Source organism: Duganella aquatilis, assembly GCF_009674565.1.
Classification (GTDB): Bacteria; Pseudomonadota; Gammaproteobacteria; order Burkholderiales; family Burkholderiaceae_D; genus Rugamonas; species Rugamonas aquatilis.
Map to the genome: position 1 here is coordinate 32,785 of NZ_WKJL01000018.1, position 20,736 is coordinate 53,520.

The 20,736-nt window shown below is 64.5% G+C and carries 13 protein-coding genes; 8 read left to right on the forward strand and 5 right to left on the reverse strand.

Going from position 1 to position 20,736, the window contains the following annotated elements; genetic code table 11:
- The 5 genes from GJ698_RS21335 to GJ698_RS21355 are packed head-to-tail and all read right to left on the reverse strand — an operon-like array spanning position 1 to position 5,313.
- The gene (locus GJ698_RS21335; protein ID WP_371865404.1) at positions 1-1,107 is read right to left on the reverse strand and encodes an N-acetylglucosamine-6-phosphate deacetylase; all 1,107 of its coding nucleotides are present in this window, start codon (positions 1,105-1,107) and stop codon (positions 1-3) included.
- Between the two features lie 4 nt (positions 1,108-1,111).
- Positions 1,112-1,879, reverse strand: coding sequence for a DeoR family transcriptional regulator (locus tag GJ698_RS21340; protein WP_154359881.1), 768 nt, complete (start codon positions 1,877-1,879; stop codon positions 1,112-1,114).
- Between the two features lie 32 nt (positions 1,880-1,911).
- A complete protein-coding gene (locus GJ698_RS21345) occupies positions 1,912-3,246 on the reverse strand; it encodes a D-tagatose-bisphosphate aldolase, class II, non-catalytic subunit (RefSeq protein ID WP_208023859.1) in 1,335 nt (444 codons plus the stop codon).
- A gap of 2 nt (positions 3,247-3,248) precedes the next feature.
- Entirely contained in the window at positions 3,249-4,190 is a 942-nt protein-coding gene (locus GJ698_RS21350) for an ROK family protein (protein WP_154359882.1), read from the reverse strand.
- Positions 4,177-5,313 (reverse strand): SIS domain-containing protein, encoded by a 1,137-nt coding sequence (locus tag GJ698_RS21355; RefSeq protein ID WP_154359883.1) that lies wholly within the window; start codon positions 5,311-5,313, stop codon positions 4,177-4,179. Before GJ698_RS21355 ends, GJ698_RS21350 begins: the two co-directional genes overlap by 14 nt.
- Before the next feature lie 289 nt (positions 5,314-5,602).
- On the opposite strand from GJ698_RS21355, the gene GJ698_RS21360 reads away from it, so the two are divergent.
- From GJ698_RS21360 to carB, 8 genes are all read left to right on the forward strand, one after another.
- On the forward strand, positions 5,603-8,641 hold the full coding sequence (locus GJ698_RS21360) for a TonB-dependent receptor (protein ID WP_154359884.1): 3,039 nt from the start codon (positions 5,603-5,605) through the stop codon (positions 8,639-8,641).
- Between the two features lie 10 nt (positions 8,642-8,651).
- Positions 8,652-9,974, forward strand: a complete 1,323-nt coding sequence (locus GJ698_RS21365; protein ID WP_229260106.1) for a DUF3472 domain-containing protein — start codon at positions 8,652-8,654, stop codon at positions 9,972-9,974.
- A 19-nt stretch (positions 9,975-9,993) separates the two neighbouring features.
- Positions 9,994-13,293 carry a TIM-barrel domain-containing protein gene (locus GJ698_RS21370; RefSeq protein WP_154359885.1) on the forward strand — a complete coding sequence of 1,100 codons (3,300 nt, stop codon included), beginning with the start codon at positions 9,994-9,996 and terminating at the stop codon, positions 13,291-13,293.
- A 32-nt stretch (positions 13,294-13,325) separates the two neighbouring features.
- Entirely contained in the window at positions 13,326-14,675 is a 1,350-nt protein-coding gene (locus GJ698_RS21375) for a Gfo/Idh/MocA family oxidoreductase (protein WP_154359886.1), read from the forward strand.
- Positions 14,676-14,732: 57 nt separating this feature from the next.
- Positions 14,733-15,650, forward strand: coding sequence for a patatin-like phospholipase family protein (locus GJ698_RS21380; RefSeq protein WP_154359887.1), 918 nt, complete (start codon positions 14,733-14,735; stop codon positions 15,648-15,650).
- A gap of 13 nt (positions 15,651-15,663) precedes the next feature.
- Positions 15,664-16,074 carry a GlcG/HbpS family heme-binding protein gene (locus GJ698_RS21385; protein ID WP_154359888.1) on the forward strand — a complete coding sequence of 137 codons (411 nt, stop codon included), beginning with the start codon at positions 15,664-15,666 and terminating at the stop codon, positions 16,072-16,074.
- A 222-nt stretch (positions 16,075-16,296) separates the two neighbouring features.
- Positions 16,297-17,466, forward strand: a complete 1,170-nt coding sequence (gene carA / locus GJ698_RS21390) for a glutamine-hydrolyzing carbamoyl-phosphate synthase small subunit (protein ID WP_154359889.1) — start codon at positions 16,297-16,299, stop codon at positions 17,464-17,466.
- Positions 17,467-20,697, forward strand: coding sequence for a carbamoyl-phosphate synthase large subunit (gene carB / locus GJ698_RS21395; RefSeq protein ID WP_154359890.1), 3,231 nt, complete (start codon positions 17,467-17,469; stop codon positions 20,695-20,697).
- The last annotated feature ends 39 nt before the right edge of the window (positions 20,698-20,736 follow it).

Below are 20,736 nucleotides of genomic sequence, written 5' to 3' on the forward strand. Positions count from 1 at the left end.
CTAGTTGGTGGATAGATCGATGGCTTCGCCTTCAACGAAGACGGCCACCGGTTGTAATTCTGCGTTCAGCACGACGATATCCGCCCAGCCGCCCGGCGCCAGGCGACCGCGTTCGGTCTCGCCCAGATAGTCGGCAGGGTAGAGCGACAGGCGATGCGAGGCGTCGGCCAGCTCCAGCCCGAGGCCGACGAAATTGCGCAGGGCCTGATCCATGGTCAGCACGCTGCCGGCCAGCGAACCGGTCGCCAGCCGCACGCAGCCCAGGCATTTGTACACGCGCTGGCTGCCGAGGCCATACTCGCCGTCCGGCATGCCGGTGGCCGAGGTGGCGTCGGTCACGCCATACAGGCGCGGAATGGCCCGCAGCGCGGCGCGGATCGCCCCCGGCGCCACGTGCTGAAGGTCGGGAATAATCTCCGCGTATTCGGCATGCGCCAGCGCCGCGCCGACGATGCCGGGCTTGTAGTGGTTCAGTCCCGTCATGCCGTTGAACAGGTGCGTAAAGCCCGCCGCGCCGGCTTCCAGCGCGGCCACGCCATCTTCGTAAGTGCCGTTGCTATGGCCGATCTGCACGCGGATGCCCAACTCATTCAGTTGCGGGATCAAGGCCAGATGGTCGGCCACTTCGGTGGCCAGCGTCATCGCGCGGATTGGCGCCAGTTGGTGATAGCTGCGCACCAGGTCCATGCTGCCGACCGCGATCGCATCCGCAGGCTGCGCGCCGAGGCGGTGAATGCTGAGGAACGGGCCTTCCAGGTGCACGCCCAGCATGCGCGCGCCGCCTGCCGGCCGCTCGGCGATCACCGGCCCCAGGCCGCGCAGCGCGCGGCGGATGGAGTTGTCGGTGGCGGTCATGGTGGTGCCCAGCATGGCGGTGGTGCCGTGCTTCGCATGCGCGCGCGCCACCGTGGCGCCGGCGTCGCCGCCCTGCATGATGTCGACGCCGGCCGCGCCATGCACGTGCAGGTCGATAAAGCCGGGCAGGATGGTCAGCGTCGCGTCCACGCCGTGGTCTTCGCGGATGTGCAGGATGCGGCCGCTGTCGGGATCGAAAGCGATGCTGCCGGTGATCCAGCCTTCAGGGGTAAGAATACGTCCACTCAGCACGGCGTCACTCCGCAATCACCAGCTCGATGCCCGCTTGCAGCAGGCCTTCGCGGTATTCGTCACTGATGGCGGCGTCGGTAATCACCGTATGCACGCGGTCCAGCTGCACGATGCGGTGCAGGCTCACGCGGCCGAACTTGGAGGCGTCGGCCAGCACGATGATCTTCTTGGCCCGCTCCACCATCTTGTGATTCAGGCTGGCTTCCGCCTCGTGGTGGGTGGTGACGCCGAACTGCAGGTCGAAACCGTCGACGCCGAGGAACAGCTTGTCGAAGCTGTAGGCCTGCAGGCAGGCTTCGGCCTGCGTGCCCTGGATCGACAGCGACTGCTTGCGCAGCAGGCCGCCGGTGAGGATCAGGTCCACGCCCGGCGCATCGGCCAGCTCCCAGGCGATATTCAGGCCGTTGGTCATCACCGTGATGTTCTGCGCCTCGCGCAGGTGGCGCGCCAGCGAGATGGTGGTGGTGCCGGAATCGATGATGATGTTGTCGCCGGCCTGCACCATGCGGGCCGCATAGGCGCCGATGCGGACCTTCTGTTCGTGGTTGATGGCGTCCTTCTGCGGCACCGTGTGTTCGGTGGGCGGCGTGCGCGCCAGCGTGGCGCCGCCGTGGCTGCGAGTCGCCAGGCCCTGGGTTTCCAGTGCACTGAGGTCGCTGCGGATCGTGACTGCGGAAACGCCCATCTGCTCCACCAGTTCGGTGACCTGCACCGAACCGCGTTGGGTGAGCGCCTGCAAAATCGCGGCGCGGCGTTGACTGGTATGTCGCATGTTTGTGCTGTTAATCTGTCAAAAATATCAGCTTAACAGATCGCGACCGTCGTGCCAGCAGGGGCCGTGGCGGCGTTGCGGTTGCAGGCGCGCGCATACTGCGCCAGCAGGCGGCCGATCTTATGCTCCAGCAGGGCCGGAGCGCTGGCCGGCAACTGGCCTTGCAGCACTTCCAGGTACTGCTCTGGCAGGTGTTGGCTCAGCAGCGACAGCGGAATCTCCAGCGGCGCCAGGTTGGCGAACAGCTGCTCGACCGCAGCCACCACCGGCGCCTCGCCCCAGTAATAGCGGCAACGGTCGCTCAGGCCATAGCGGCGCAGCAGGCGCTGTTCGGCGCTGCTGCCGGGATAGTGCTTGGCCCAGTGCTTGGGCTGCGCCAGCATGGTGTCGTCCAGCACCTGCATCAGGCGCGAGGTCTGGCCGGCCGGCACCAGTTCGTCCTCGATCTGGCACAGCGCGGCCAGGCCTTCGCGCAGCGCGAAGGTTGCGGCCGGACCGACCTTGAGGATGGCAAAGTGGTCGCGCACCATCTGGTGCAGCGCGGTCTCGCGCTGGTAGTCGGTGGAGTGGGCTTCGAACACGATGCCCGGCTGGTTGGCCACGAAGTCGGACAGCGCACTGGCCTGCGCCGCATCGTAGTGCTGGATGCGGCTATGGTCGAAGTCCACGCCCGGCTGCACCACCATGGCGATCACGCGGCGCCAGGCGCCGTGCAGGTTTTGCTCCAGGAAGGCTTTGCAATGGACATCCAGCGTGCGGCGCGCGGCCGCCGGTGCGGTCACCGCGCCGGCCTGCGCCAGATTGGCCTCGCCGCCCGGAATCGGCACTTCGGTGCCGATCACGTACACCGGCGGTGGCAGGCCGGCGCCGGCGGCGGCTTCCTCGGCCACCATGCACAGGCGCGCCGAGCGCGCGGCGATCACCTCGTCGCTCAGGTATTCGGGATCGTCGGCGCAGCGCATGCTGCAATCGAGATGGATCTTGTGGAAGCCGGCCGCCGCGTAGGCGGCGATCAGCACTTCCGCGTTGGCCATGGCGGTGGCGGCGTCCAGTCCCTGCCAGGCGTTGGGCCCGAGGTGGTCGCCGCCCAGTACCAGCTTCTCCAGGGGGAAACCCTGCTGGCGCGCCAGCTCGTGCACATAGGCGACGAACTGGATCGGCGTCATGCCGGTGTAGCCGCCGAACTGGTCGACCTGATTCGATGTCGCTTCCACCAGCAGCACGGTGTCGTAGCTGGCAGCCACCTTCATGGCGGCGCGCAGCACGCTCGGATGGCTGCAGCACACGCTGTACAAGCCGGTGGGCACGCCACGGCGGTGCGCGGCAATGATCTGCTGGACGGGGGACAGGGAATCGGTAGTGTTCATATTCAGTCGGTCAGTTGTTGACGGGCGAGGAGGGCGGCGCCGCGCGCGCCGCCGGCGTCGCCAAAGGCTGGCGGCAGCACGGGCGGCGTGCGCACGCCGGAAAACAGGTGGCGGCCTATGGCGGCCGGCAGTTTCTGATACAGGTGCGCCAGTTGCGACAGGCCGCCGCCCAGCACGATCGCGTGCGGATCGACGGTGATCACCAGCGTGGCCAGCGCGTGGCCGAGCAGGTCGAGGTGCACATCCAGCGCATGCTGGGCGGCGCCGGAGCCGTTCTGCGCGCGCGCCACGATGGACAGCGGCGTTTCGTCGGCCTGGTTGTAATGACGGTAGATCCGGCTCATGCCGGGACCGGAGACGTAGCGCTCCAGGCAGCCGCGCCGGCCGCACGGGCAGTCGTACATCGGCAACTGGTGCTGCGCCAGCAGCGAAGCGGCCAGCGGCCAGTGGCCCCATTCGCCGGCCACGCCGTTGGAGCCGCGCATCAGGCGGCCCTCGACACAGAAGCCGCCGCCGGCGCCGGTGCCGATGATGGCGCCGAACATGGTCGGCAAGCCATCGGCCGCGCCGCCCTGCGCTTCGGACAGGGCAAAGCACTGGCAGTCGTTGCCGATGGCGAGCGGGCGTTGCAGCGCTTCCTGCAGCGACTGCGCCACCAGCCGTCCGTTCAGGGCCGGCACGTTGGAACTGAGCTGGCGGCCGGTGTCGCTGTCGATCACGCCCGGCAGGCCGATGCCGACCGCCGCCCGCAGGCCCGACGCGGCGTCGCCGCGCGCGATCAAACCCTGCATGGCGGCGATGAATTCGGCGAAATCGGTGCCCGGCGTGGCGATGCGTTCGCGGTACACCTCGCGCAGCTCCGCATCATGCTGGACAAAGGTCACCAGCTCGATCTTGGTGCCGCCGATGTCGATGCCGTGATAGCCGTTTTTAGAATTCGTCATGGCGGTAAATGGTGACGCCTTGTACCACGCGGTTCACGATGCCGCCGGTGAACGGGTTATCGGGACGCAGCTGCAGCAGCGCCGACTGGTGCAGCGCGTACTGCTGCGCCATCAGCAGCCACAAAGGCGCCAGCCAGGCGTCCGGCCAGGCCGGCGTGTCGGCGCTGAAGTCGCCGCCGGCGCCCACCGTCAGTACATTGGCGGCCACGCCGTCGCGGCGCAATTCGTCCAGCAGGTCCTGCTCGTAGCGGCGCGCCAGCGGATCGGCGCTGCGGAACAGCAGCACCAGCGTTTCCTTGTTCACCGCCGCCTTCGGTCCGTGGCGGAAACCCAGCGCGCTGTTCGCCATCGTCATCACACTGCCGGCGGTGAGTTCCATGATCTTCAGCGCCGCTTCCTTGGCCAGCGCTTCCAGCGGACCGCTGCCCAGGTAGATCACGCGCGACACCCGTTGCGCCGCCAGCGCGGCGACCGGCGTCGCCCACTGCAGCTGCGCCTGGTCGGCCAGCGCCGCCAGCGTATGCAGACGCTCCGGCTGGAAATCGGGATCGAGCACCGCCAGCGCCGCCAGCAGCATGCAGGTGAAGCTGCTGGTCATGGCGAAGCCGCGGTCGCAACTGGCCGCCGGCATCAGCAGGTTGAAGCTGTTGTGGTCCGACTTGCTCTGCTGCGCCAGCGCGCCATCCGCATTACAGGTGATGTTGAGGAAGCGCGCGCCCGGCACCAGGTCGCGCACCAACTGCACCGCCGCCATGCTTTCCGGGCTGTTGCCGCTGCGGGCGAACGACACCAGCAGCGTTGGCGCGGCGGTTTCCAGATACAGCGCCGGGTGGGTCAGCAGGGTGGTGGTGGAAATGGCGCGCACCTGGCATGGCCAGGCGGCATTGATCTCGTCCGCGATGATCTCGCCGACATAGGCCGAGCTGCCGGCGCCGGTGAGGATCACGCGCAGCTGCGGATCGCCCAGGCTGTCGCCGAGGAAGGCGGCGAGGCGGCTTTGCTCGGCACCCAGATGCGCCGCCAGGGCGCGCCACATGGCGGGCTGGTGGGCGATTTCTTCTGCGGTATCGAGGCCGCCGATATCGCGCCAGTCGTTGGTGGCGCGCTGGAATAAGGTAGTCATTGAAAACTTTTTCGGTTGGAGGTCAGGGAAAGAGTAAGGTTTTATTTTCGATATGTCAAATACGAAAGCAAAAAGAAAGATATTTCACTGGGGTATCGTGAGACTTTGTGACCGTTTTGCTACGAAATCGAAAGTTATGCATGCTGGCGATGGCTTATTCGAAAGATTATTTCGATTATTTTTCGAATTGCTCTTTCTTTTTGTTGACCGGGTTTGCTTTTATTTCTAGAGTAAATGCAGAGTCTTTCGAAAGTAAAACCAAAATACGCCAACCGAGGGAGAGTTCAGCATGCAGCACAGCCGTTTTAAACCACGCAACAGCGCCATCCGCCAGGCGACGGCGATCTTGATCAGCCTGACCATGGCCGCAGCCGCCAATCAGGCGATGGCTCAGTCTAACGCCACCACCACCATCTATGGCGAAGTGGCGTCGCCGGCCGGCGCCACCGTGGTGCTGGAGAACCTGGACACCGGCGCGCAGCGCACGCTGACGCCGGATGCGTCGGGCCGCTACGTCGCCAACTCGATGCCGCCGGGCCGCTACGCGCTGCGCATGCTGCGTGGCGGCGCGGTGCAGGACACGCGTGAAATCGAAGCCGTGATCGGCAGCGGCGCGGAAGTGAACTTTGGCGTGAAGCAGGGCGACGGCCAGACCGTGGTGGTGCGCGCCGCGCGTACCTATATCGACGTCTCCAACACCAACAACGGCGTGGTGTTCACCGCCAAGGAGCTGAACAAACTGCCGGTGGCGAACGACGTCGCCTCGGTGGTGCAGCTGACGCCCGGCGTGGCGCGCGGCACCAACAGCCAGTATGGCAATGCGCCGTCGATCGGCGGCTCGGGCCAGTCGGAGAACGCCTTCTATATCAACGGCTTCCCGGTGACGAACATCCTGACCCAGGTTGGCGCGTCCGAACTGCCGTTCGGCGCCATCTCCAACATGCAGGTGCTGACCGGCGGCTACGGCTCGGAGTTCGGCCGCTCCACCGGCGGCGTGGTCAACATCACCACCAAAAGCGGCGGCAACGACTTCCACATCGGCGGCAAGCTGTCGACGATTCCGTCCGGCCTGCGCGGCAGCCAGCAGAATACCTACTACCCGAACACCGGCGCCAATCCGGACACCGACGGCAAACTGCTGTACTGGAACAAGGATAACAACAGCACCAGCAAGGTGGCCGGCGTGTACGCCAGCGGCCCCATCATCCAGAACAAGCTGTTCGCCTTTATCGGCCTGGAACGCACCCGGACCAATGGCGAGGGCATCGCCGCCACCAGCGACGCCTCGGCCGCCAGCCTGAAAGGCGGCTGGAGCACCAGCCAGTCCACCGTGGACCGCGGCTTGTTCAAGCTCGATTACAACCTGACCGCGGACCATCACTTCGAATACACCAAGCTGTATGACCGCACCAAGGTATTCAGCCAGGCCTTTGGCTTCGACTACGCCACGCTCAGCCACAACAACGTGGCCGCCAGCGCCGGCGAAACCACCGTCAACTGCTGCGGTTCGTCGTCGGCGCCCGGCTCCAACGTCGACATCTACAAATACACCGGCTACCTGACCGACAACCTGACGGTGACCGCCCTGTATGGCAAATCGCGCACCAGCCATAGCCGCACGCCGGTGGGCTACGATCCGTCGCTGCCGCAGATTTCGACCGGCGCCACCGTGCAGGTGCCCGGCATCAGCTATCCGGTGCCGCAGACCGTGACCGGCAATCTGGTCGACACGGCCTCGCGCGACAGCCAGAAGGCCAAGCGCCTGGATCTGGAATACCGTCTCGGCGACCACTCGCTGCGCGGCGGTATCGACCGCATCGATGTGGACTCGATGGTCGGCTTCTCGCTGGCCGGCGGCTACCGCTGGACCTACCGCAAGGCCGCCGATCCGACCCGCACCATCAACGGGGCGAATGAAACGCCGGCGCAGGGCGGCGGCTACGGCACCCAGGGCTACTACGTCAGCCGCGATGTGTACAGCAACCTGGCCAATCCAACCAGCGAGCAGTCGGCGCAGTACATCCAGGATCACTGGCAGGTCACGCCGCGCGTGCTGCTGGACCTGGGCCTGCGCCGCGAGCAGTTCACCAACTACACCAGCACCGGCGAGGCGTTCATCTCGCAACGGAACATGATCGCGCCGCGCCTGGGCGCGACCTGGGACTACAACGGCGACGGCTCGCTGAAGCTGTTCGCCAACGCCGGCCGCTATCACTTGCCGGTGCCGTCCAACCTGTCCAGCAATATGGCGGCGCCGTTCACCTCCACCAGCCAGTTCTTCACCTACACCGGTGTCGATCCGACGACCGGCGCGCCGACCGGCCTGCACGCCATCGGCAATCCCTACTCGGCCAACAACGCCTATGGCCAGAGCCGCGATGCGCGAGAAGTCACGGCCATCGGCCTCAAGCCGCTATCGCAGGACGAGCTGTCGCTGGGCTTTGAAAAAGCCTTCAATAAAAACCTGGTGGCAGGCGCCAGCCTGCTGTATCGCCGTATGAACGACACCAACGACGATACCTGCGACCAGCGTCCGATCGACGCCTGGGCTGCGCGCAACAATGTCGATACCAGCAAGTGGGGCGGCTTCCAGTGCGCCATCATCAATCCGGGCCGCGACAATTCGCTGTGGATCAATTTTGCCGACGGCGCTGGCCTGCGCCGTGTCGACATCACGGCGGCGGAATGGGGCGATCCGAAACCAGAGCGTACCTACAAGGCGCTGAACTTCTTCGTCGAGCACCCGTTCAGCAACGGCTGGTACGGCAAGGTCACCTACACGCTGTCCGCATTGAAGGGCAATATGGAAGGCCAGACCGATACCATCGGCGGCGGCGACGTCGGCCTGACCGTCAGCGACGACCACAAGGAGTTGATGTACAACGCCTATGGCTACCTGCCGGGCGACCATCGCCACGCCATCAAGGCCTACGGCTACATGCAGATTACGCCGGAGTGGATGGTGGGCGGCAACCTGGCCCTGACCTCCGGCGCGCCGCGCAACTGCATTGGCGAACTGCCGGCGGACCTGAAGTTCGACAACGACTACGGTGCGGCCTACTTCTATTGCAACGGCGTGGCCACGCCGCGCGGCAGCCAGGGGCGTTTGCCGTGGCAGGCGCAGGTTGACCTGAACATGGCGTATCTGCCGCGCTTCGCCAAGGGCCTGAGCCTGAAGGTGGACGTGTTCAATCTGCTGAACCGCACCACCATCCAGCGCTACAACGAAACGCGTGAAGATGGCGGCGCCATCTCGCGCACCTATCTGCAGGTGACCAGCCGCACCGCGCCGCGCTCCGTGCGCCTGACCGCCGAATACGAATTCTAAGAGGAGGGTAATGATGAAACAACAACGCATGTTCTTGTATTCAGCAGCACTGTTCCTGGCCGGTTGCGGCGGCGACAGCACCAGCAATGCGACCGCGCCGGCGGCGCAATCGCTGGCCGCCGCGCCGGTGGTCAGCACGCCCAGCGCCACCGCGGCCACGTCGACCGTGGCGCTGGCCGGTAACGCCTTTGTCACCACCTTGCCGTCCGGCGCCGAAGAGATCATCACCGACAGCGGCCTGGCCAACTGGAGCAACGCCGGCGTCGTCACCAGCGCCTACTTCCGCGTTGCCGCCGCCGGTCCGGTCACGGTGGCGATGGACGCGCGCCTTGCCGGCAGCAATGCCAGCACGGTGAAGGTGACGGTCAACGGCACGCCGTTCACGGTGGCGCTGGCCGGCACCGCCAGCAAGACCTATGCGGTCGGCACGGTCAACGTGGCGGCGGCGGGCTATGTGAAGGTCGATCTGCAAGGCGTGAGCAAGGACGGCGGCTACTTCGGCGACGTGTCGGCGCTGAAGGTCACGGCCGACGCCACCGTAAACTATGCCAACGACGCCGCCAATTACTACTGGTCGCGCCGCGGCCCATCGGTCCACATGGGCTACACCACGCCGGCTAACACCGAGTACTTCTACAACGAGGTGACCATTCCGGCCGGGCAGGACCCGGTGGGTTCCTACTTCATGGCCAACGGCTTTGGCCAGGGTTACTTCGGCATCCAGGTCAAGTCCGATACCGAACGCTGGATTCTGTTCTCGGTGTGGGACGCCGACAGCGGCGCCAAGACCACGCTGGTGAGCAAGGGCGCGGGCGTGGTGGATAACGGCTTCGGCGGCGAAGGCACCGGCGGCCAGAGCTACCTGGTGTACAACTGGAAGGCGGGGAACACCTACCGCTTCATCACCCGCGCGACGCCGGACGGCGCCGGCGCCACCAGGTACTCGGCCTGGTTTTACGCGCCCGAGACCGGGGCGTGGCGCTACATCGCGACCTGGAAGCGGCCGGAAACCACGACTTACCTGACCGGCAGCTACTCGTTCGTGGAAAACTTCGTCGATACCAACGGCTATACTGGCCGCCGCGCCCTGTACGGCAATCAGTGGGCGCGCAATGCCAGCGGAACGTGGTCTGAAGTCACCACCGCGCGCTTCACCGGCGACGCCACCGTAACCAATGCGCAGCGCATGGATTACGCGGGCGGGCTGGATGGCGGCCGGTTCTATCTGCGTAACGGCGGCTTCTTTGCCGATTACGTGCCAGTGAATCAAAACTTTACCCGGCCGGCTACCGGCCAGCAACCGGCGGTGGACGTCAGCAGTCTGCCGCAGTAATCGCAGTAAAAGGAGCAACATGAAATCAGTATCAGCCATAGTCGCCATGCTTGCCAGCGCCCCGGTGCTGGCGGCGCCGATAGGCAATGTCAGCACGATGACCGCCACTGCCGGACAGCAGTGGGATCTGGTCACCGACACCGGTGCGCATGTGCAGGTCAGCCTGCCGCGCGCCGATGTGCTGCACATCTGGGCCGGTCCGAAATCCGGCCTGACCGGCCCTGGCGACAAAGCCGCGCCTATCGTGGTGGCCACGCCGGCCGCCACGGTGGAGCACAGCGTCAGCGAGCAGGCGGATCATATTCTGATCCGCACGCCGGCTTTAAGTCTGCGCATCGATCGCAAGCCGCTGCGGTTTACGCTGTTCCGCGCCGGCGATGCGCAGCCCTTGTGGCGCGAGGTGCAGCCACTGGAACTGGGCGACAAGCAAAGCGTGCAGACGCTGTCCAGCGACAAGGCGGAGCGCTTCTTCGGCGGCGGCCAGCAGAATGGCCGTTATGAGTTCAAGGGCAAGCAGTTGCCGATCTCGTATTCGGGCGGCTGGGAGGAGGGCGACCGTCCGAGTCCTGCGCCGTTCCTGATGAGTTCTCGCGGCTGGGGCATGTTGCGCAATACCTGGTCCAACGGCGAATACGATCTGCGCCAGGGCGATCAGATCTCGCTGGAGCATGACGAGGCGCGCTTCGATGCCTATTATTTCGTCGGCAAGGACGTGCGCGATGTGCTGGCGCGTTACACCGAGTGGACCGGCCGCGCGCGCATGCTGCCACGCTGGGCGCTGGAATATGGCGATGCCGATTGCTACAACGATGGCGACAATGTGAAGAAGCCGGGGACGGTGCCGAAAGGCTGGACCGATGGCCCCACCGGCAAGACGCCCGATGTGGTGGAGTCGGTGGCGCGCCAGTACCGCGAGCACGATATGCCGGGCGGCTGGATTCTGCCGAATGACGGTTATGGCTGCGGCTATGCGTCGCTGCCGGAGACGGTGCAGGGGCTGGCGAAGTATGGCTTCCGTACCGGCCTGTGGACCGAGAACGGCGTCGAGAAGATGGCGTGGGAAGTCGGCACCGCCGGCACCCGCGTGCAGAAGCTGGACGTGGCGTGGACCGGCAAGGGCTACCAGTTTTCGCTGGACGCCAACAAGTCGGCTTACGACGGCATCCTGAATAATTCCGATGGCCGGCCGTTTATCTGGACGGTAATGGGCTGGGCGGGCACGCAGCGCTATGCGGTGGCCTGGACCGGCGATCAGAGCGCGAGCTGGGATTACATCCGCTGGCATGTGCCGACGCTGATCGGCTCGGGTCTGTCGGGCCAGGCCTATGCTGCCGGCGACGTGGATGCGATCTTTGGCGGCAGTCCGGAGACCTACACCCGCGATCTGCAATGGAAGGCCTTCACGCCGGTGTTGATGGGGATGTCCGGCTGGTCGGCGGCGGAGCGCAAGCATCCGTGGTGGTTTGCGGAGCCGTATGTCAGCATCAACCGTCGCTATCTGAAGTTGAAGATGCGGTTGACGCCCTATATGTACACGCTGGCGCGCGAGGCGGAACAAAGCGGCGCGCCGCTGGTGCGCGGCTTGATGTGGGATTATCCGAACGATCCGGCCGCTAACAGCGAAGCCTATAAATACCAGTATCTGCTGGGCCGCGATCTGCTGGTGGCGCCGGTGTATCGCAGCCAGGCGGTGAGCCAGGGCTGGCGCCGGGCAATTCATTTGCCGGAAGGCCGCTGGTTCGATTACTGGGATGGCCGGCAGGCCACGGCTGGCAAGGATGGGCGGGATATCGATCTGGCGGTGACGCTGGACAAGCTGCCTGTCTTCGTGCGCGCCGGCGCGATTCTGCCGATGTATCCGGAGATGCTGTACGACGGTCAGAAGCCGAAGGATGTACTGACGCTGGACCTGTATCCGCAAGGCGCTTCCGAGTACACGCTGTACGAGGATGACGGCAACACGCGCCGCTACCAGGATGGCGCGTTCAGCCAGCAGACGATCCGCATGAACGCCGGCGCGGACGGCGTGCAGGTTGAGGTGGCGCCGGTGGCCGGCAAGTATGACGGCCAACTGGCCCGCCGCGCCTACGCCCTGCGCGTGCTGCTGCGCCAACGTCCCGCAGCGGTCAGCACCGGCGCCGCCGTGCTGCCCCCGTTGGCGGATCGCGCGGCGTTTGACGCTGCCGCCGAGGGCTGGTACTTCGACGCCGACGACCGCCATGGCACGCTGCACGTCAAGACCGCCGCGCAGGACATCCGCCAGCCGCTGCGTTTCACCTTGCAGACCGCCGCCACGCTGGCCGTCGCTGATGACGCCTTCCCGACCGCGCCAGTGCTCGGCCGCGCCATCCCTGCGGACAGCATGGTGGTCATCAACCGTCCGGGCGAGGAAAGCGGCTCGCCGCTGGAAAACGCCTTCGACAACGATCCGGCCACCTGGTTCCGCACACCGCGCACGCCGGCCGTGCAGGGCGGGCCGCACGAATGGGTTGTCGCCTTCACCGAGCGTCGCCTGATCGACGGTATCGAAATCGCACCGCGCAACGACCAGCACTGGAAGAACGGTCAAATCCGCGACTACGAAATCTACGTGGGCGACAACAACGGCGACTGGGGCATGCCGGTCAAACGTGGACGACTGACGCTGCAGCAAGGCCTGCAAGCCATCAGCTTCGCGCCGACCGCCGGCCGGCTGCTGCGCTTCCGCGTCCTCAGCACACAGAACCCGGAAGGCGATGGCGCATCCGCCACCGATCCAATGGTGACCGCCGCCAGCGCCTCCACCGCGCGCGCCTTCAACGCCGCCGTGGCCAGCGACGTCGGCCCGATCACGCTGTCGACCTTCCATGTGATGGCGCATGAAAGCAAGGAAGGCCGGGAACAGCAGCAATACCTGTCCGACCTGGCCTTGCCGAAGAACGTCAGCCGCGACAAGCCGCCGCACGGCAGCGAGATGCGCATGAACGGCCTGAAGTTCCGCAAGGGGCTGGGCGTGGGCGCATCCAGCCGCATCGACCTGCAACTGGCCGGCGAGTGGAATCTGCTGCGCGCCGACCTGGGCGTGGACGACAGCTGCCGCGATGCGGGCGGCTTGCAGTTCCAGGTCTGGAGCGGCGAGCGCCTGCTGTACGACAGCGGCTTGATTAGCGCACCGGCGGTGGTCAAGCCGGAAATCGACGTGCGCGGACTGAGTCAGATCAGCCTGCGCACGCTGGGTGCGCGTGGCAGCAAGCCGGCGCAGGTATGCGGCAACTGGGCCAATGCGGCCTTGATCGGCACGGAGGGCAGCAAAGTCACTCCTATTGGTAACAACAAATAATAAATAAACGAGGCAAACGAATGAGCAATCAAATGAATCGACGTGACTTTATGGCGGCAGGCGCCGCGCTTGCTGGCAGCATGGTGCTGCCATCGGCTTTCGGCGCCGTGCGCCAGAAGGTCCGCATCGGCATGATCGGCACCGGCATGCGCGGCCAGGTGCTGTTGCAGGAGCTGCTGCGGCGCGACGACGTGGAAGTGGCGGCGCTGTGCGACATCGAACCGATCATGCTGGGCCGCGCGCTGGCCAATGTGGACAAGCATAAAAAGCCGAAGCCCAGGACCTACGGTGAGGACCGCGATCCGCAAGCCTACAAGCGCATGCTGGATGCCGGCGGCCTGGATGGCGTGATCATCGCCACGCCGTGGGAATGGCATGCGCCGATGGCCATCGCCGCCATGCAGGCCAACATCCCGGTCGGCTGCGAAGTGGTGGCCGGCATCACGCTGGAGGACCATTGGAATGTGCTGAACACCCAGCTGAAAACCAAGACACCCTACATGCTGCTGGAGAACGTATGCTTCCGCCGCGATGTGATGGCGGTGCTGCAGATGGTGCGCGGCGGCGTATTTGGTGAGCTGGTGCACCTGCAGGGCGGCTACCAGCACGATCTGCGCGCGGTGAAATTCAATAGCGGCAATCCGGAGCAGCCGTATGGCGGCGGCGTGGAATACGGCGCCAAGGGCTGGTCGGAAGCGCATTGGCGCACCGAGCATTCGGTGCGGCGCAACGGCGAGCTGTATCCGAGCCACGGCATCGGTCCGTGCGCGATGTACACCAACATCAATCGCGGCAATCGCTTCACGCGGATTAATGCGTTCGCCACCAAGGCGCGCGGGCTGCATGACTATGTGCTCAAGCAGGGCGGGGCCAATCATCCGAGCGCCAAAACCACCTTCAAGCTGGGCGACGTGGTGACCACCACGCTGGCCTGCGAAAACGGCGAAACCATCATCCTGCAGCACGACACCTCGCTGCCGCGTCCTTATTCGCTCGGCTTCCGGGTGCAGGGCACCGATGGACTGTGGATGGACGTGAACCATTCCATCCACATCGAAGGCAAGAGCAAACCGCACCAGTGGGACGACTTCCAGCCGTGGCAGGACAAGTACGACCATCCGCTGTGGAAGAAGTACGGCAAGACGGCCGAAGGCGCAGGCCACGGCGGCATGGACTTCTTCGTCATCCACGCCTTTGTGGAAGCGCTGAAGGCGGAGGCGCCGATGCCGATCGATATCTACGATGCGGTGACGTGGAGCGCGATTACGCCGCTGTCCGAGCAGTCGATTGCGCAGAACTTCCAGACGCTGGACTTCCCGGACTTCACCGCCGGTGCATGGAAAACCCGCAAGCCGATTTTCGCCTTCGACGACCGTTACTAATGTAGCAGGGCGAGGCGGTGTACAATCTGGTCGCATCAATCCGCCAGATCACACCACATGACATCACGCCGTCTCGCTCTTGCCGCTTTAGCCATTCTGTCCGCCGCCACGATCGCTGGCTGCAAAAACGCCCCGGTGATTGAAACGCCTGCCGTGCAGCCGCCGGTGGAGCCGCTGCCTCCCAAGAAGATCAAGATCGGCCTGGCCCTGGGCGGCGGCGCCGCGCGCGGTTTCGCCCACATCGGCGTGATCAAGGCGCTGGAGGCGCAGGGCATCTATCCGGACATCGTGGTCGGCACCAGCGCCGGCAGCGTGGTCGGCGCGCTGTACGCGGCCGGCAATACCGGCTTCCAGCTGCAAAAGCTGGCGCTGGAGATGGACGAAGCGTCGATCTCCGACTGGGCCGTGCCGCTGTTCCGCAAGAATACCGGCGTGCTGAAAGGCGAGGCGTTGCAGGCCTATGTCAACAAGTCGGTCAACAATCTGCCGATGGAAAAGCTGAAGATTCCGTTCGGCGCCGTGGCCACCGATCTGAAGGACGGCAAGCCTATCCTGTTCCAGCGCGGGAATACCGGCATGGCGGTGCGCGCGTCGTCGGCGGTGCCGGGCGTGTTCCAGCCGGTAACGATCAACGGTCACACCTATGTCGATGGCGGCCTGGTGGCGCCGGTGCCGGTACGCTTTGCGCGCGACATGGGGGCGGACTTCGTCATCGCCGTCAACATCTCGACCCAGGCCGATGTGCAGGCCACCGTCAGTTCGCTGGACGTGATCATGCAGACCTTCAGCATCATGGGCCAGCGCATCAACGACTATGAGCTGCGCGACGCCGACATCGTCATCACGCCGCCGCTGGGCAAGATGGCCAGCAATGACTTCAACGGCCGCAACCAGGCCGTGCTGGCGGGCGAACAGGCCGCCGCGCAGGTGATGGCGCAAATCAAACAAAAACTCGAAGCAAAACGCAAACCGTAAAGAGGGACGACTCATGCAAACCAAACCTTACCTGTCGCTTGCCGACGTCAAGAAAATCGCCGCTGCCGCTGAGGCGGAAGCCCTGGCCAACAACTGGGCGGTGGTGATCGCCATCGTCGACGACGGCGGCCATCTGCTGTGGCTGCAGCGCAATGACGGCGCCAATCCGCTGTCGTCGCACATCGCGCCGGCCAAGGCGCGGGTGGCGGCGCTGGGCCGTCGCGAGTCGAAAATCTATGAAGACATGATCAACAACGGCCGCGTGTCGTTCCTGAGCGCGCCGGCGCCGCACACCGACGGCATGCTGGAAGGCGGCGTGCCGGTCATCGTTGACGGCCACGTCATCGGCGCCGTCGGCGTCTCGGGCGTCAAATCGGCCGAAGATGCGCAAATCGCCAAAGCCGGCATCGCCGCGCTGAATTAAGCAACAGGCGCAAAAATACCGTCCGGCGCAACGCCGGACGGCCTTGCCAAGCAGGGCGGATTTGGTTATAATTCAAAGGTTTAGCCAAATCACATCTCTACCGTAGCGACTACCACTCAATCCATCATCAATCTGACCCTCACCCCCGGCGCGGCTTTGGCCTGGGTTGCTTGACGGTCGTCTGACGTGGCGCAGCTACGGTAACTTTATCAGGAGTTGCCCTTGCCGCCATTTTTTTCTGGCCCCGCCGTTCCAGCCATACTGGCCCTCGCTGACGGAACCATTTTCAAAGGTTTTTCGATCGGCGCCGCCGGCCATACCACCGGCGAAGTGGTGTTTAACACTTCCATGACCGGCTATCAGGAAATCCTCACCGATCCTTCCTACAGCCGCCAGATCGTCACGCTGACGTATCCCCACATCGGCAACTACGGCATCAACGCCGAAGACGTCGAAGCTTCCAAAGTGCATGCAGCCGGTCTAATCATCCGTGACCTGCCGCTGATCGCTTCCAATTTCCGCTCCACCCAATCGCTGGGCGACTACCTGAAGGCCGAGAACATCGTCGCCATCGCCGGTATCGACACGCGCAAGCTGACCCGCATTCTGCGCGAGAAGGGCGCCCAGTCCGGCGCCATCCTGGTCGGCACCCAGGGCAACGAACCGTCGGCGTCGCAGGCGCTGGATCTGGCGCGCTCCTTCCCTGGCCTGTCCGGCATGGACCTGGCCAAGGTGGTGACCGTCAAGTCGACCTACGAATACACCGAAACCGAGTGGACGCTCGGCGAAGGCTACGGCAAGCTGGCTGCGGAAGACACCAAGTTCCACGTGGTGGCCTACGACTTCGGCGTCAAGCGCAACATCCTGCGCATGCTGACCGCGCGCGGCTGCAAAGTCACCGTCGTTCCTGCGCAGACCAGCGCGGAAGACGTGCTGGCGCTGAACCCGGACGGCGTATTCCTGTCGAACGGTCCTGGCGACCCTGAGCCGTGCGATTACGCGATCGCCGCCGCCAAGGTCTTCATGGACAAGAAGCTGCCGCTGTTCGGCATCTGCCTCGGCCACCAGATCATGGGCCTGGCGTCCGGCGCCAAGACCCTGAAGATGAAATTCGGCCACCACGGCGCCAACCACCCGGTGCAGGACCTGGACAGCAAGAAGGTCATGATCACCTCGCAGAACCACGGTTTTGCGGTGGACCCGAACACGCTGCCGGCCAACTGCCGCGTAACCCACGTGTCGCTGTTCGACGGTTCGCTGCAAGGCTTCGCCCGCACCGATACGCCGGCCTTCTGCTTCCAGGGCCACCCTGAAGCATCGCCTGGCCCGACTGACGTCGCTTACCTGTTTGACCGCTTCATCGGCCTGATGGAAGCTACGGAGAAAAAATAAATGCCAAAACGTTCTGATATTAAAAGCATCCTGATTATTGGCGCTGGCCCGATCATCATCGGCCAGGCCTGCGAATTCGACTACTCCGGCGCCCAGGCCTGCAAGGCCCTGCGCGAAGAAGGCTACAAAGTCATCCTGGTCAACAGCAACCCTGCGACCATCATGACCGACCCGGAAATGGCCGACGTCACCTACATCGAGCCGATCACCTGGCAGATCGTCGAAAAGATCATCGCCAAGGAAAAGCCGGACGCGATCCTGCCGACCATGGGCGGCCAGACCGCGCTGAACTGCGCGCTGGACCTGCACCGTCACGGTGTGCTGGACAAATACAAGGTTGAACTGATCGGCGCGACGCCGGAAGCCATCGACAAGGCCGAAGACCGCTCCAAGTTCAAGGACGCGATGACCAAGATCGGCCTGGGTTCGGCGCGCTCCGGCGTGGCGCACTCGCTGGACGAGGCGTGGGCGGTGCAGAAGGAAGTCGGCTTCCCGACCATCATCCGTCCATCGTTCACCATGGGCGGCAGCGGCGGCGGCATCGCCTACAACGAGGAAGAATTCGAAGCGATCTGCAAGCGCGGCCTGGAAGCTTCGCCAACCAACGAGCTGCTGATCGAAGAATCGCTGCTGGGCTGGAAAGAGTACGAGATGGAAGTGGTGCGCGACAAGGCGGACAACTGCATCATCATCTGCTCGATCGAAAACCTGGACCCGATGGGCGTGCACACCGGCGACTCGATCACCGTCGCGCCGGCGCAGACGCTGACCGACAAGGAATACCAGATCATGCGTAACGCCTCGCTGGCGGTGCTGCGTGAAATCGGTGTCGACACCGGCGGCTCCAACGTGCAGTTCTCGATCAACCCGGCCGACGGCCGCATGATCGTCATCGAAATGAATCCGCGCGTGTCGCGTTCGTCGGCGCTGGCGTCGAAAGCCACCGGCTTCCCGATCGCCAAGGTGGCGGCCAAGCTGGCCGTCGGCTTCACGCTGGACGAGCTGCGCAACGAGATCACCGGCGGCGCCACCCCGGCCTCGTTCGAACCGTCGATCGACTACGTCGTCACCAAGATCCCGCGCTTCACGTTCGAGAAATTCCCGACCGCCGACCACCACCTGACCACCCAGATGAAATCCGTCGGTGAAGTGATGGCGATCGGCCGCACCTTCCAGGAATCGTTCCAGAAAGCGCTGCGCGGCCTGGAAGTGGGCGTCGATGGCCTGAACGAGAAAACCAAGGACCGCGAGAAGATCGAAGAGGAACTGGGCGAGCCAGGTCCGGAGCGCATCTGGTACGTGGGCGACGCCTTCGCGCAAGGCTTCACCATGGAAGAAGTGCAGCAGCTGACCAAGATCGACCCATGGTTCCTGATCCAGATTAAAGAGATCGTCGACTTGGAACTGTGGATGGACACGCAGAAGCTGGAACAGCTGGACAAGAACACGCTGTACAAGCTGAAACAGAAGGGCTTCTCGGACCGCCGCCTGGCCTTCCTGCTGCAAACCACGCCGGCCGAAGTACGCAAGTACCGCCATGGCCTGGGCATTCGTCCGGTCTACAAGCGCGTCGACACCTGCGCCGCGGAATTCGCGACCAACACCGCGTACATGTACTCGACCTACGATGAAGAGTGCGAGTCGAATCCGACCGACAAGAAGAAGATCATGGTGCTGGGCGGTGGCCCGAACCGTATCGGCCAGGGTATCGAATTCGACTACTGCTGCGTGCACGCGGCACTGGCGATGCGCGAAGACGGCTACGAGACCATCATGGTCAACTGCAATCCGGAGACCGTGTCGACCGACTACGATACCTCGGACCGCCTGTACTTCGAGTCGCTGACGCTGGAAGACGTGCTGGAAATCGTCGAACTGGAAAAACCGGTCGGCGTGATCGTGCAGTACGGCGGCCAGACCCCGTTGAAACTGGCGCTGGACCTGGAAGCCAACGGCGTGCCGATCATCGGCACCTCGCCGGACATGATCGACGCCGCCGAAGACCGCGAGCGTTTCCAGAAGCTGCTGCAGGACCTGGGTCTGCGTCAGCCGCCTAACCGCACCGCGCGCACCGAAGCCGACGCCCTGGCGCTGGCGCAGGAAATCGGCTACCCGCTGGTGGTGCGTCCCTCCTACGTGCTGGGCGGCCGCGCGATGGAAATCGTCCACGAGCAGCGCGACCTGGAGCGCTACATGCGCGAAGCGGTCAAGGTGTCGAACGATTCGCCGGTGCTGCTGGACCGCTTCCTGAACGACGCCATCGAGTGCGACGTCGACTGCATCTCGGACGGCGAAACCACCTTCATCGGCGGCGTGATGGAACACATCGAACAGGCCGGCGTCCACTCGGGCGACTCGGCATGCTCGCTGCCGCCGTACTCGCTGTCGCAGGAAACCATCGATGAACTGAAGCGCCAGACCTCGCTGATGGCCAAGGGCCTGAACGTGGTCGGCCTGATGAACGTGCAGTTCGCGATCCAGAAGCAGGACCAGGATGGGCAACTGCGGGACGTGGTCTACGTGCTGGAAGTGAACCCGCGCGCCTCGCGCACCGTGCCGTACGTGTCGAAGGCCACCGGCCTGCAGCTGGCGAAGATCGCCGCGCGCTGCATGGTCGGCCAGAAGCTGGCGGAGCAGGGCATCACCAAGGAAGTCGTGCCGCCGTACTACAGCGTCAAGGAAGCCGTGTTCCCGTTCGTGAAGTTCCCGGGCGTGGACACCATCCTCGGCCCTGAGATGAAATCGACCGGTGAGGTGATGGGCGTCGGCAAGACCTTCGGCGAAGCCTTCGTCAAGTCGCAGATGGGCGCCGGCGTCAAGCTGCCGAAGTCGGGCAAGGTGTTCCTGTCGGTGAAATCGTCGGACAAGCCGCGCGCCGTGAAAGTGGCGCGCGACCTGGTCGACATGGGCTTCACGCTGGCTGCCACCAAGGGTACTGCTGCAGTGATCGCGGCGGCCGGCATTCCGGTCACCGCGGTGAACAAGGTGGTCGAAGGCCGTCCGCACATCGTCGACATGATCAAGAACCATGAAATTGTCCTGGTCATCAACACGGTGGAAGAGAAGCGCAACGCCATCATCGACTCGCGCGCCATCCGCACCTCGTCGCTGGCGTCGCGCGTGACCACGTACACCACCATCGCCGGCGCCGAAGCGGCGGTCGAAGGCATTCGCCATCTGGACGATTTGCGTGTGTACGATTTACAAGGGCTGCATAAAACCTTACACTAAGGCTTAGAGGTTTAGGTAGTACCCATTAACCACAGAGCT